This is a genomic window from Type-D symbiont of Plautia stali (assembly GCF_001485335.1).
Classification (GTDB): Bacteria; Pseudomonadota; Gammaproteobacteria; order Enterobacterales; family Enterobacteriaceae; genus Pantoea; species Pantoea vagans_C.
This window is the reverse complement of sequence record NZ_BBOC01000003.1, coordinates 65,067-78,078: the sequence shown is the minus strand read 5'-3', so window position 1 is coordinate 78,078 and position 13,012 is coordinate 65,067. Positions and strand designations below refer to the sequence as shown.

At 55.9% G+C, this 13,012-nt stretch carries 12 protein-coding genes; 6 read left to right on the top strand and 6 right to left on the bottom strand.

The window, feature by feature from the left end:
* Positions 1–65 precede the first annotated feature (65 nt).
* From mutY to mltC, 3 genes are read left to right on the top strand one after another with little or no spacing between them, the layout of a single operon-like run.
* A complete protein-coding gene (gene mutY / locus PSSD_RS01800) occupies positions 66–1,151 on the top strand; it encodes an A/G-specific adenine glycosylase (RefSeq protein WP_058969081.1) in 1,086 nt (361 codons plus the stop codon).
* Positions 1,151–1,423, top strand: coding sequence for an oxidative damage protection protein (locus PSSD_RS01795; protein WP_034823278.1), 273 nt, complete (start codon positions 1,151–1,153; stop codon positions 1,421–1,423). Before mutY ends, PSSD_RS01795 begins: the two co-directional genes overlap by 1 nt.
* A 54-nt stretch (positions 1,424–1,477) precedes the next feature.
* Entirely contained in the window at positions 1,478–2,557 is a 1,080-nt protein-coding gene (gene mltC / locus PSSD_RS01790; RefSeq protein WP_039327242.1) for a membrane-bound lytic murein transglycosylase MltC, read from the top strand.
* Positions 2,558–2,704: 147 nt separating this feature from the next.
* On the opposite strand, the gene PSSD_RS01785 is transcribed toward mltC, so the two are convergent.
* Positions 2,705–4,852, bottom strand: a complete 2,148-nt coding sequence (locus PSSD_RS01785; protein ID WP_039327238.1) for an ornithine decarboxylase — start codon at positions 4,850–4,852, stop codon at positions 2,705–2,707.
* A gap of 196 nt (positions 4,853–5,048) precedes the next feature.
* Between PSSD_RS01785 and PSSD_RS27690 the strand changes: the two genes are divergently transcribed.
* The 3 genes from PSSD_RS27690 (at position 5,049) to PSSD_RS01775 (ending at position 6,948) form a co-directional block, all read left to right on the top strand.
* Complete coding sequence (locus tag PSSD_RS27690; RefSeq protein ID WP_167347651.1) at positions 5,049–5,207, top strand: hypothetical protein; 159 nt, start codon at positions 5,049–5,051, stop codon at positions 5,205–5,207.
* Between the two features lie 173 nt (positions 5,208–5,380).
* Positions 5,381–6,364: an acrylyl-CoA reductase (NADPH) gene (gene acuI / locus PSSD_RS01780; protein WP_058969079.1), complete on the top strand. Its 984-nt coding sequence runs from the start codon at positions 5,381–5,383 to the stop codon at positions 6,362–6,364.
* A gap of 314 nt (positions 6,365–6,678) precedes the next feature.
* Positions 6,679–6,948: a hypothetical protein gene (locus PSSD_RS01775; protein WP_235589172.1), complete on the top strand. Its 270-nt coding sequence runs from the start codon at positions 6,679–6,681 to the stop codon at positions 6,946–6,948.
* Here the strand turns inward: PSSD_RS01775 and PSSD_RS01770 are convergent.
* The 5 genes from PSSD_RS01770 to PSSD_RS01750 are packed head-to-tail and all read right to left on the bottom strand — an operon-like array spanning position 6,933 to position 12,962.
* Entirely contained in the window at positions 6,933–7,712 is a 780-nt protein-coding gene (locus PSSD_RS01770; protein ID WP_058969074.1) for a heme ABC transporter ATP-binding protein, read from the bottom strand. The genes PSSD_RS01775 and PSSD_RS01770 overlap by 16 nt on opposite strands.
* On the bottom strand, positions 7,705–8,706 hold the full coding sequence (locus PSSD_RS01765; RefSeq protein WP_058969072.1) for a FecCD family ABC transporter permease: 1,002 nt from the start codon (positions 8,704–8,706) through the stop codon (positions 7,705–7,707). The genes PSSD_RS01770 and PSSD_RS01765 overlap by 8 nt, the downstream gene beginning before the upstream one ends.
* On the bottom strand, positions 8,699–9,523 hold the full coding sequence (locus PSSD_RS01760; protein ID WP_039327223.1) for a heme/hemin ABC transporter substrate-binding protein: 825 nt from the start codon (positions 9,521–9,523) through the stop codon (positions 8,699–8,701). Before PSSD_RS01760 ends, PSSD_RS01765 begins: the two co-directional genes overlap by 8 nt.
* Positions 9,520–10,542: a hemin-degrading factor gene (locus PSSD_RS01755; protein ID WP_058969070.1), complete on the bottom strand. Its 1,023-nt coding sequence runs from the start codon at positions 10,540–10,542 to the stop codon at positions 9,520–9,522. The genes PSSD_RS01760 and PSSD_RS01755 overlap by 4 nt, the downstream gene beginning before the upstream one ends.
* 50 nt (positions 10,543–10,592) lie before the next feature.
* Positions 10,593–12,962, bottom strand: a complete 2,370-nt coding sequence (locus PSSD_RS01750; RefSeq protein WP_058969068.1) for a TonB-dependent hemoglobin/transferrin/lactoferrin family receptor — start codon at positions 12,960–12,962, stop codon at positions 10,593–10,595.
* Between the last annotated feature and the right edge of the window lie 50 nt (positions 12,963–13,012).

The window sequence follows — 13,012 nt, the reverse complement described above, 5'->3', positions numbered from 1 at the left end:
ACCCTGATGTCTCTGTGCTGGAATTCCTGCCTGATTGTAGAGTAAACACGGAAAATTTCCTTCTAATGATGCAAGCGCCGCAGTTCGCGCAACAGGTGCTGGAGTGGTATCACCGCTTTGGCCGTAAAACTCTGCCATGGCAGCAAGAGAAGACACCTTATAAGGTGTGGCTCTCTGAAGTGATGCTGCAGCAGACGCAAGTTGCCACCGTTATCCCATACTTTGAACGCTTTATGGTGCGCTTCCCGACGATCGCCGATCTGGCTGCGGCACCGCTGGATGAAGTCCTGCACCTGTGGACCGGTCTCGGTTACTACGCCCGTGCGCGCAATTTACATAAAGCGGCGAAACAAGTGGTCGATAAGCACGGTGGCGAATTTCCGCGCAATTTTGATGATGTCGCCGCACTGCCTGGCGTGGGGCGCTCCACTGCGGGAGCCGTGCTGTCACTGTCGCTCGGCCTGCATTTCCCGATTCTGGATGGCAACGTTAAACGCGTGCTGGCTCGTTGCTATGCCGTGGGCGGTTGGCCGGGGAAAAAAGACGTTGAGAAACGTTTGTGGCAGATCAGTGAAGAGGTTACGCCCGCTGAAGGGGTCAGCCAGTTCAACCAGGCGATGATGGATCTTGGCGCGTTAGTGTGCACTCGCTCACGCCCTAAGTGTGAAATTTGCCCATTGAGCAATGGCTGTGTGGCTTACGCCAACAGCAGCTGGACTGAGTATCCGGGCAAGAAACCCAAAGTGACCATTCCAGAACGCAGTGGCTGGTTCCTGATGATTCAGCATGGTGATGAAGTGTTCCTCGAACAGCGCCCACAAGTGGGCCTGTGGGGTGGCTTGTTCTGCTTTCCTCAGTTCACCAGTGAGCAAGCGCTAACTGACTGGCTCGCCGAGCGCGGTATTCATGCCAAACCCCAGCAGTTAACGGCATTTCGTCACACCTTTAGCCATTTCCACTTAGATATTGTGCCTATGTGGCTGGCGTGGCCTTCTGCCGGGTCGCTGATGGATGAAGTGAGCGGTCTCTGGTATAACTTAGCGCAACCACCGTCAGTGGGATTGGCAGCGCCGGTTGAGCGCTTACTGCATGAACTACGCCATCCCCAGCAGTTATCACTGCGTTCAAGCATGATCGAAGAGGAAGAGTAATGAGCCGCACCATTTTTTGTACGTTTCTGCAACGCGACGCTGAAGGTCAGGACTTTCAGCTCTATCCTGGTGAGATTGGCAAGCGCATCTATAACGAGATTTCTAAAGAAGCCTGGCAACAGTGGATGTCCAAGCAGACCATGTTGATCAACGAGAAGAAGCTCAACATGATGAACCCGGAAGATCGCAAAGTGCTGGAGAAGGAGATGATCAATTTCCTGTTCGAAGGCAAAGATGTGCACATCGAAGGTTTCACCCCGCCGGAAAAATAACCGTTCAGGGCCTCCCTTTGAGGCCCTCTTTTTCGAATCAGGCACGCATTTACAATGAATAAAAAACTGATAGCCCTGTTGGTGATTGCACCACTTTTGGTTTCCTGCTCCGGACAAAAACAATCGCAGTATCATGAAGAGTGGGTTAAGGACACCAACGGTTTCGACATTCTGATGGGGCAGTTTGCCGCCAACATTGAAAATATTTGGGGAATCAATGAGGTTCTGATCGCCGGACCAAAGGATTACGTCAAATACAGCGACAGCTATTACACCCGCAGTCACATCAACTTCGACAGCGGTAGCATCACCATTGAGACCATCGCAGGTACCGATCCAATGGCCAGCTTGCGCCAGGCGATCATTACCACGCTATTAATCGGTGACGATCCGGGTAATGTCGATCTCTACTCCGATGCCAACGATATCCAGATCAGTAAAGAGCCGCTGCTTTACGGTCAGGTATTGGATAACACCGGCCAACCGATTCGCTGGCAGGGCCGCGCCGCCAGCTTTGCGGATTACCTGATTCAGAACAAGCTGCAAAAACGCACCTCTGGCCTGCATGTGATCTGGTCTGTCACCATTCCAATGGTGCCGAACCACCTCGACAAACGTGCGCACAAATACCTGCCGCTGGTACGTAAAGCGGCTGAAGAGTATGGCGTTGATGCATCCTTGATTCTGGCGATTATGCAGACCGAATCGAGTTTCAACCCCTATGCGGTGAGCAACTCTGACGCACTGGGCTTAATGCAGGTGGTTCAGCATACGGCCGGGGTGGATGTGTTCCGTATGAAAGGGAAATGGGGCAAACCGAGCCGCAGCTATCTGCTGGATCCAGCTAATAACATTGATGCCGGTACCGCGTATCTGTCGCTGCTGCAGAAGAGTTATTTAGGTGGGATTCAGGATCCGCTGTCACGTCGTTATGCGGTGATTACCGCTTACAACGGCGGTGCGGGAAGCGTACTGCGTGTCTTCTCCAGTGATAAGGATCGTGCCTTCTCAACCATCAACGGCATGTCGCCGAGCCAGGTTTATCAGACGCTGACCACCAACCATCCGTCAGCAGAATCTCGCCGTTATCTGTATAAAGTGAGCCAGGCGCAGCGCAGTTATCACCGGTATTGACGGAATCGTTGGTGGCCCTCATTCCAACCTTCTCCCGCCAGCGGGAGAAGGGGCAGATCCAGCACTTAGTTAATATGTGCACTACCTAAAAAGTCCCCTCTCCCGCTTGCGGGAGAGGGTTAGGGTGAGGGTAATAAACCGCACCGTTTACACCATCATATTCGCCACCAGATGCTTACGACCGCTCTCATCTTCCTCGGTGTAAACCCCTTGCAGCTCCGGTGAGAAGCCAGGCAACAGATTTATCCCCTCTTCCAGCGCGAGGAAGTAGCGTTGTACCGCACCGCCCCACACTTCACCCGGCACCACACAGAGCACGCCTGGTGGATATGGCAAGGCACCTTCGGCTGCAATGCGGCCTTCTGCTTTGGCAATCGGCACCAGCTCAACTTCACCACGAATATAGGCCTGATGCGCATCCTGCGGGTTCACCTCCACTTTCGGGAAGCACGCCTCACGGAACATCGCCTTCTGCAGATCTTTCACATCGTAGCTAACATAAAGATCGTGCATTTCCTGGCACAGGCGGCGCAGCGTGTAGCCTTTGTAGCGCTCAATATTCTTGCGATAAACACTCGGCAGCACTTCCGCCAGCAGCGCATCCTCTTTCACGTGGTTTTCAAACTGCTCCAGCATCGCCACCAGGTGCGCCATCTTCTCGGTGTTCTCCGCTGGGGTCAGCAGGAACAGGATGGAGTTGAGGTCGCACTTCTCTGGCACAATGCCGTTTTCACGCAGATAGTTCGCCAGGATGGTCGCCGGAATACCAAAGCTGGTGTACTCACCGCTGGCGGCATCAATGCCTGGCGTGGTCAGCAGCAGCTTGCAGGGATCGACTAAATATTGCCCCTCGTCGTAACCCGCGAATCCGTGCCATTTAGCGCCCGGTTCAAAGCTAAAGTAGGCAGGATCGGCAGCAATTGCGTCGGTTTCGGCAGATTGCCACAGTTTGCCGTGCACTTTCTCTGGCAGGAACGGTTGGATCATCTCGCAGCGTTCCAGAATCGCTTTACGTGCATCAATGCCATGGGTGACGCAGTCATGCCACATGCTGCGCCCCGCATCGCCCTGGTGCATTTTGGCGTTGATATCCAGAGCAGCAAACAGCGGATAGAACGGGCTGGTTGAGGCGTGCAGCATAAAGGCATTGTTCAAACGCTTATGCGGACAGAAGCGTTTCTGCCCACGGATGTGGTTGTCTTTTTTGTGGATTTGCGAAGTCTGTGAGAAACCCGCCAGCTGCTTATGCACCGACTGCGTAACAAAAATGCCGGGATCGTTTTCGTTGAGTTCCAGCGTCAGCGGCGAGCAGCCTGCCATCAACGGAATGAACTGCTCGTAGCCCAGCCACGCGGAGTCAAACAGGATGTAATCACACAGATGGCCGATGCGGTCCACCACCTGACGCGCGTTATACACGGTGCCGTCATAGGTGCCGAGTTGGATGATTGCCAGACGGAACGGACGCTGCTCTTTGGCACGATGCGGCGCCACTTTTTGTACCTGCTCACGCAGATAAGCCTCATCGAAACAGTGCGCATCAATGCCACCAATAAAGCCAAACGGGTTGCGGGCCGCTTCCAGATACACTGGCGTGGCTCCCGCCTGAATCAGCGCGCCGTGGTGGTTGGATTTGTGATTGTTACGGTCGAACAACACCAGGTCGCCACGAGTCAGCATGGCGTTGGTCACCACTTTATTGGCGCTGGAGGTGCCATTCAGCACGAAGTAGGTTTTGTCGGCGTTAAAGACTTTAGCGGCAAACTTCTGCGCATCTTTGGCCGAGCCTTCATGGATCAGCAAATCACCTAATTTGACGTCGGCGTTGCACATATCGGAACGGAAGACGTTCTCGCCATAGAATTCATAGAACTGACGGCCCGCCGGATGTTTGCGGAAAAACGCACCGCCCTGATGGCCAGGGCAAGCAAAGGTGCTGTTCTGCATATCGACATAGCGGGTGAGCGTATCGAAGAATGGCGGCAGCAGGTCAGATTCATAGGCTTGCGCGGCGTCTTCCAGCGCCTCCCACTCTTCCTCAGCGCCATTGATTTCGCCGGTCACGCCCGGCAGCTTTAGCACTTCTTCATCGAACGCGTTAGCCACAAACACCGGCAAATTAAAGCCGGTCTGGCGCAACAGCGTTAACACGCCGCTGCGCGTATCCGCCAGTGAGACGACAACCGCCGCCACATCCGTAAAATCAGTATTGTCCAGCGTCACCACATCACGTGCGGTGTTCAGGCTGAGGCTTGGTGCTACCGCTACGCTGGCAGCGATTTTCAATGGATTCATAACACAAATCCCCGTAATGAAGGATGAGTGGGTGCCAGTGGCACAGCAATGAGGAAATTTCCCCGGCGAATAACGTCACTTCGGGCGGTTCAACCACCACAACCGATAGACATCAGTAAAGTCAGATCGCGTCTGTCTTTAGTCATGTCCAAAAGCATAGCGCGTTAAGCTGGCCTCACCGCATGGTGAGCGAGAAATGCGAACAACAGATGACGGAGAAACGCGGGTGGCGAATGCGCAGTGTTACGAGCATGGCAGCGTCCTCAGTGGTCAGGCGGAAGGTAATGAACTGGGGCGCAATGATGGCATCTTTTTTTTACTGGAACAACCCGTGCAAAGAGATTTCTACGCATAATCAACAATATATAACCATTTGATTAATAATGCATTATCAGATCAAGCCATGATAAAAACGCTTAAATATCTTTGTGTTATGAAAATTTATGCAAGGTATTACCAGAAGCCTGTTGTTCCCTTATTTGAGAGGCGTAAGATGCCAGTAACTTTCCTCAACCAGCCGGAGGCTGCATGTTCAAGGCATTGGTCATTGAAAATGATGAACAGGGATACCGCACATCCCTGCAGGATCTCTCAGAAAAACAGTTGCCCGATCAGGATGTCACCCTCGAAGTCAGCTACTCCACACTCAACTACAAAGACGCACTCGCCATCTGCAATAAGGGACCGATTGTGCGCCAGTTTCCCATGGTGCCCGGTATCGATTTTGTGGGGCGCGTGATCAACAGCCGCCACCCTGAGTGGCAGCCGGATGATGTCGCCCTGCTCACTGGCTGGGGCGTGGGTGAGAAGTACTGGGGCGGTCTGGCGCAGAAGGCCAGCGTTTCCGGGGACTGGCTGGTAAAAGTCCCGGCGGCACTGAGTCCGCTGCAAACCATGGCGATTGGCACCGCCGGTTTCACCGCCATGCTGTGTGTGCTGGCACTGGAAAAACAGGGCATCACGCCGCAGCACGGTCCCGTTTTGGTGACGGGTGCCAGCGGTGGTGTGGGCAGTTTTAGCGTCAGCCTGCTGTCGCGCTTAGGCTATGAGGTCGTCGCCTCCAGCGGCCGCGCCAGCGACAGTGATTACCTGATCGATACCTTGGGAGCGACTTCGATTATCGATCGCGGCGAACTGAGCGCGCCGGGTAAACCGCTGGCGAAAGAGCGTTGGGCTGCGGCGATTGATAGCGTTGGCAGCCATACGCTGGCCAATGTGCTGGCCGGCATCAAACGCGATGGCGTGGTCACAGCGTGCGGCATGGCACAAGGTCTGGATCTGCCTACCAGCGTGGCACCATTTATTCTGCGCGGTGTGGTGCTGGCCGGTGTCGATAGCGTGATGTGTGCCAAGCCATTGCGCCAGCAGGCGTGGCAGCGGCTGGCAGAGCTGGTGGATGGCGCACTGCTGGAGCAGTTAACCAAAGTGATCCCGTTGAGTGAAGCGCGTGAAGGTGCCGAAGCGCTGCTGGCAGGTGAAGTACGCGGCCGATTGATTGTGGATTGCCGTTAACGCTTTGGTCGCCATAAATGACTTAATGCTTGTCATTTAAGGACTCAGGCCGCTGATGAATGAGTGGCCTGTCTTTTCAGTGCGGGCTCTGCCGCCACTACTGCCCCCTCTGGGCCGTCCTCGCGCCGCTAAAGCGGTACCTTCGACTTCCACGTCGTGCCGGACGGACCGTTCGCGGATGACCATCCATGGTCGGCCGCGAACTGCCCCACGCCTCCCCGCGTGGGGCTCCTGGCCCAACGTAAAAGTCTCAGCGCTGCGGATAGCCCTGAGGGGGCAGCTGAGGCGTCATGGCCTCAGGCAATGTGCCCTTTTTGACAACCCGCACTGAAGCTAATGAGCTGGCTGGGGCCGCACCGGGGCTGGCATCCGCAGCGCTGAACGGAATGAGTCTGCCAGGAGAGCCCGCAGGACGCGGGCGAAAGGTGGCGCTGGAACATGGATGTTACATCGGCACCGGTCCGTTAAGGCAGACGAGTGAAGTGAAGGCACCGCGTAGCGGCGCGAGGACCGCCAGCCCCGGTGCGGCTCCAGACGGCGTTATTATCAGTCGCTTAACTGACATGCATTACGCCCGCAGCTGAATCTGCGGCCTTCCCTGCTCTTGCGGCATCACCACGTGCAGGTCCGCCTGATACCAGCGCGTTAACGTGCTTTCTGTCATCACCGCTTGCGGCGCGCCCTGCGCCACCAGCTTGCCCTGGTGCAGCAACAAAATACGATCGGACCACAGCGAAGCCAGATTGAGATCGTGCAGCACGGTACAGACGCTGAAGCGCCCGTTACGCGTCAATTTATGCAGCAGACGTAAACTGTACTGCTGCCAAAACAGATCCAGCGCCGAGGTCGGCTCATCCAGAAACAGCCAGCCGCGCGGGCCATCATCGTGCCACAACTGCGCCAGTACCCGCGCCAGCTGTACGCGCTGCTGCTCCCCACCCGAGAGCGAGCGATAATCACGCTTTGCCAGCTCAAGGCTGCCGGTTATCTGCATCACTTCCTCAATCACCGCTTTGGATTTACTGGCAGGCCAGGGCGCACGCCCCATCGCCACCACCTCTTCGGCAGGCAGCGGGAAAGTCACACTGTTTTGCTGACGCATTACCGCGCGACGTTGCGCCAGTGGCTCACGCGGCCACTCATTCAACGGACGATCGCCCAGCCAACATTCACCCGCATCAGGCGTCAGAAACCCGGTCAGCAGACGCAGTAAGGTGGATTTGCCCGCGCCGTTGGGGCCAATCAGGGCGATCATCTCGCCTGGCGCGAAGGTGACGGAGACATCATCAATCAGTGCACGCGCACCATGGCTAAAACGCAGGCCGCGAGCCTGCATCGCATCACTCATTCATCCCCCTTTGCTGGCGCAGAATCAGCCAGAGAAACCACGGACCACCCAGTAAACTGGTAAGTAAACCCACCGGCATCTCTGCGGGAATCACCACCGTACGTGCCAGCGTATCCGCCAGTAACAGCAAAATCGCACCCGCTAACGCGGAGCCGGGCAACATCCAGCGATGATCGCTACCGACGCAGAAACGCATCACGTGCGGCACCACTAACCCGACAAAGCCGATAATTCCGCTGACCGACACCGCCGTGCCCACCAGCAGTGCGCTCAGCACCAGCAGCTCGCGCTGGGTGCGCTTCACATCAATCCCCATGTAGTGCGCATCTTCTTCGCCAAGTTGCAGCAGGTTGAGACGGCGCGCACGAGTCTGGATGGCAATCAGCCCAGGAAGGATCAGTACCGCACACACCGCCAGACTCGGCCATTGCGCGGCGCTCAAACTGCCCATGCCCCACAGCGCCAGCTGGCGCAGCTGTTGATCATTACTGAGCCAGGAAAGCACCCCAACTGCCGCACCGCACAGGGCATTAATCGCGATACCAATCAGCAGTAAACGTGACAGATTTCCCAACGCCAGGCGGCTAAAACTGAAGATCAGTAGCGTGACGATCAGGCTGCCAATAAATGCCGCAATCGAGGGTAACCACAGCGCCAGCAGCGGCGGTAAGCTCAGCGGTACCACAATCGACACGGCCACCGCCAAACCGGCTCCACTGCTGATACCCAGTAAACCAGGATCGGCCAGCGGATTACGGAACAAGCCCTGCATCACCGCACCAGATACCGCCAACGCCATACCGAGCAGCACCGCCAGCAGCACGCGCGGCAGACGAATATTGAGCCAGATCTGCCACGCCATATCACTGAGCGGTGCATGAAACAAGGTGCGCATAGAGAGCGGCATCGCGCCAAAATTGGCGGCCATCAGCATGCAAACCACCATGCTGATGCCCATCAATAGCAGCCAGCGCATCACGGCGGCATTAGTCATGCTTTACCGCTTCGGCGGCTTTGCGCAGCTTAACGATAGTCTCTGGCGTGTCGAGGCCAAAGCTCAGCAGTGCCATCTCGTCCACTACCAGCAGCGCATGATGCTGACCCGCAGGCGTCAACGCCAGTCCCGGCAGCGACCAGATTTTATCCTCGCCACCCAGCGTGCGCAGGCCATCTTCACCCACCACCACCAGATCGGGTGCCGCTGCCACTACCCCTTCCTGAGACAGTTGCTGATAATGCGGGATAGCGGCCATGGCGTTGACCAGACCGGCACTACGAATGGCGGCATCTGCGCCGGTTTGATTTCCTGCCGCCTGGGTACGCATGCCGCCATGCGCCATCACAAACAGCACTTTCACCGGCAACGGCTGCTGTGGAATCTGCGCACGCTGCTTATTCACTTTTTCAATCAGCGCTTTAGCTTCATCTTCACGATGCAACGCTTTGCCGATGGTGGCGATTTTTTCCGGGATGGCATCAAGGCTGGTTTTGCCGGTGACATCCACCACTTTCACGCCCGCGCTCTCAACCTGCTGCAATACCAGCGACGGTTTCGCCAGTTCACTGGTCAGCACCAGCGTGGGTTTTAGCGCCAGAATGCCTTCGGCGTTAAGTTGGCGCATATAGCCAATATCCGGCAGCTTATTGGCCTGCGCGGGATGCTGGCTGGTGCTGTCACGTGCCACCAGATCAGCCTGCCCATCGAGCGCATAAATGATTTGCGTGACGTCGCCGCCAATCGAAATCACCCGCTCAGCGGCCCATGTCGGCAGTGCCAGCGCACCCAGCAGTAGCAGCGTTAAGCGTTTCATGCCGTGGCTCCTAACGCGGTAACCTGCTCACGCCAGCGCGCCTGCTCAGGTGTGCCTTCGCTGCGTTGACCATACAGCTGTGCGATCTGCGTACCGTCAGCAGCGAAGAGTTCGAGGCTGGTGACGAAGCCATCACCGCTTGGTTTGCGCGTGACCCAGCTTTCGGCAATGTGATCCGCCATCAGATGCAGGGTGAAAGTTGGGTTGAAAATGTTGACCCAGTTGTCCATCGGCATCAGCTTCTCCACCGCACCGGTGAAGATCTGCGTGCAACCGCGATTGCCGATAAAGATCATGATTTCATTGCCATCCTGCTGCGCCTGATCCAGCAACTGGGCCAGTGAATCATTGCTCACAAGGCGCGCCAGATCGTCAGGCACCGCGTGGAACGCCTGCTGACGAGAGATATTGTGACGCTTCAGTAAGCCAAAGAACTGATGCACATCGGTAATCGCGCGCCATTCGGCTTCCACTTTTCCGGCATCAATCGCGTGGCTGTATTCCGGCGCAGCCGCAGGTTGCGGATCAAGTGGCGCAGCCGCTTCGACGCTGAATTCGACGATCAGCGCATCCCATGCCGCCATGTCGGTATTATCCGTGGTATAGATTTTCAGCACCGCATCGGCGTGGCGGTCAAAGATCTGAATGCTTTGACGCTCACCGCGCGCGGTCTGCTCACGAAGGAAGAAAGCGCTGTGCCATTGTGCCGGGAACAGACGTTGATCCAGCGCGCGCGGGTTAAGAATCAGCCCGGCATGTTCGCCGAGATGCAGGTTTTCATATTTCCCTACCTGCTCATGCACCGCATATTCGTTGCGGGTGATGCTTTTGGTTTCGCCAACAGCTTCCAGCGCTTTCAGCAACGCCGGGAAATCCGCTTTTAACGCTTGTGCATCCTGGCCGACGCGCGCTTCACACAGCTGCGCTTCGCCAATGCTCATTAATGCCGCCAGATCGCGGGCATACTTTTTCGGATGTTCGCCTTTCAGTGCGAGGTAGTGATCGTAACGTGGGTTCATTGCTCTTGCTCCATGAAAAGGCCCTGCGCGAACGCAGGGCGAAAAAGTGATTAGAAGTCGACGTTCACACCGAGCTGGAAGGTGCGGCCTGGCTGAGTTGCCAGCGCGATATCATTACGATCTTGCGCAGTATCGCTGGTCATTTCGCGGCTGCTCAGGTAATCCCAATATTTGCGATCTGTCAGGTTGTACACGCCACCGCTCAGCTTGACGTTCTTCATCACCTGCCAGTACGCCGTCAGATCAACCATGCCGTAGCCTGGCACACGTTCGTAATCGGTGGTGGAATCCGTCAGTGCAGTTCCGGTGTTGGTATAGCTCTGGCGATTGGTCGCGGTGGCTTTTTTACCTTTCACGAAGGTCGCGGTAACTGCTGCACCGTATTCATTCTGTGGTGCATCCCAACCCAGACCCAGTACCGCTTTCATTGGTGGTACGCTTTCCAGATCGACATAGCGGTCGCCGAGGTAGCTGGACTTCGATTTACCTTCGTTATAGCTAAAGGCGAAGCGCGCGCTCAGGCCCTGCACTTCCTCGAACCAGGTACCGAAGTTCACTTTTCCACTCAGCTCTGCACCATAGATATAGGCTTTATCGCGGTTCTCTGCCTGATAAGTGGTGTAGATGTTGCTCGGAACGTTGGTGAATTTCTCCGGGTTGCTCGAACGCATGTAACGGTTGTATGCAATGAAGTTTTTATAGGCGTTATAGTAAACCGCCGTGTTCATTACCACGCCTTCAGTCGGCTGCCCTTTCAGGCCCCATTCGAAGTTGTTACTGGTTTCAGTTTTCAGATCCGGATTACCGATCAGCGCGTACTGCTGGCTGCCCGCGTAGCTGGAACCAAGGTTCCATGAACCATACAGCTGGCTGGCGTTCGGGAACTGCGCGCCACGCTTGTATTGCAGGTAGGTCATCAGGTTTGGCGTCAGCTCGTACTGGAATGCCAGTGACGGCAATACCTGAGTATCACTGTTGCCCGAGCCGTACAGCGTTTCCACTTCTGATTCGGTCAGTACGGTACTGCCGGTGGTCAGGCTGCTGAGGTTCTGCGGTTTGGTATTCTGGTACGCAACGCGCACGCCAGGGATCACCGACAGATTGTGGCTATCCAGATCAAAGTTGATCTTATCCTGCACGAAACCGCCCAGCGTGTAGCTGCGGCTGTCCGCTTCTGGCTGCATGATCACACTGAAAGTACTTGGCGTTGGCGATTGACGGAATGGACGTTCGGTATCTTCCAGACGACCATTCAGGCCCGCACTGATTTCATGGCGGCCCAGGGTTTTCGCCAGACGCGTTTCGAAGCCATAGCTGTCGGTATTGTAGTCCGAATAAACCGTTTCATAGGCTGACGCGCTGGAAGGCATGTAAGTGTTGTCATGCGCTTCGGTGTGCTGCCAATAGATACGCGTATTCAGGCTGTCGATGAAATCGTTATACGGCGTGTATTCGTCCGCCAGGCTCAAGCCAAAGCGACGGGTATCGCTCTGCTGCTGCGCGGTGCCATAAACGGTATTGCCGGAGGTATCCCAGCTGTCGTAATGGGTGTGATTGGTTTTGTGGTAGAAGTCTGCGGTACCGGTAATTTTGTGCGCGTCATTTGGCTCCCACACCACGCTGCCCAGCAGTGCGTCAGAGTGCCAGTTGGCGGGATAAGCGCCACGGCTGGCATCGTTATTCTGCGTTTCCTGACCATCGCGGCGGCTGTAAACAAAGATGCCGCGCAGCTCCTGATCGCCCGCTGCCGCTGTGATGCCGTTATGCCAGCTACGGTTGGAAGAGTCGAAATCACTCTGATAACCAAAGTAGGTTTCTTTGCCTGGGCGCAGGTAGTCATCTGGTGTCTTGTTACGGAATGACACTGCGCCGCCGATAGCGGTATTCGCCTGGTCAACGGAGGTGGCGCCTTTATCGATATCCACGCGACCAAACATGTAAGGATCGATGTAGTCACGGCCAATGCCAAAGGTATCTAAACCGGCGCGGCTGACATAGCTACGTCCTGTGGCATCCGGCAGCGAAACCCCATCGACGTTGATATCGACACGGTTGCTCTCCAGACCACGGATGTTATAGCCAGTGTAACCCGCGCGGTCGAAGCCGCTTTTACCCGCTGAAGATCCGCCGCTCGCACCGGTTGCGGTGACGCCCGGTTCGTAACGCATGATAGTACCGAAATCGTTGCCACCATCGCGCTGCATATCAGCGGCGGTAATGGTGCTTTTGCTTCCGGCCTGTTTTTCCAGTTTCGGCGCAGTTACCGTCATAACGGGTTCAGCAGCCGTGGTTTTATCAGAAGATAGGGCAAGTGTCGTGTTGTCGCTGGCGGCATAGCTGCAAGCGGCGTGTATAGCGGAAGACAAAATGGCAACTTTAAACAGACGTTGCTGGGTCATTCCCTGAAAGAGTGAAGACATGCGCGAAATACCTGGTTAATTGTTAGTATTCGCTCACTGGATTGCCGCCA

Bases quoted from the DNA above. Each gene is read 5' to 3' on its own strand.
- mutY (WP_058969081.1), top strand. From the start codon at position 66: ATGATGCAAGCGCCGCAGTTCGCGCAACAGGTGCTGGAGTGGTATCAC.
- PSSD_RS01795 (WP_034823278.1), top strand. From the start codon at position 1,151: ATGAGCCGCACCATTTTTTGTACGTTTCTGCAACGCGACGCTGAAGGT.
- mltC (WP_039327242.1), top strand. From the start codon at position 1,478: ATGAATAAAAAACTGATAGCCCTGTTGGTGATTGCACCACTTTTGGTT.
- PSSD_RS01785 (WP_039327238.1), bottom strand. From the start codon at position 4,852: ATGAATCCATTGAAAATCGCTGCCAGCGTAGCGGTAGCACCAAGCCTC.
- PSSD_RS27690 (WP_167347651.1), top strand. From the start codon at position 5,049: ATGCGAACAACAGATGACGGAGAAACGCGGGTGGCGAATGCGCAGTGT.
- acuI (WP_058969079.1), top strand. From the start codon at position 5,381: ATGTTCAAGGCATTGGTCATTGAAAATGATGAACAGGGATACCGCACA.
- PSSD_RS01770 (WP_058969074.1), bottom strand. From the start codon at position 7,712: ATGAGTGATGCGATGCAGGCTCGCGGCCTGCGTTTTAGCCATGGTGCG.
- PSSD_RS01765 (WP_058969072.1), bottom strand. From the start codon at position 8,706: ATGACTAATGCCGCCGTGATGCGCTGGCTGCTATTGATGGGCATCAGC.
- PSSD_RS01760 (WP_039327223.1), bottom strand. From the start codon at position 9,523: ATGAAACGCTTAACGCTGCTACTGCTGGGTGCGCTGGCACTGCCGACA.
- PSSD_RS01755 (WP_058969070.1), bottom strand. From the start codon at position 10,542: ATGAACCCACGTTACGATCACTACCTCGCACTGAAAGGCGAACATCCG.
- PSSD_RS01750 (WP_058969068.1), bottom strand. From the start codon at position 12,962: ATGTCTTCACTCTTTCAGGGAATGACCCAGCAACGTCTGTTTAAAGTT.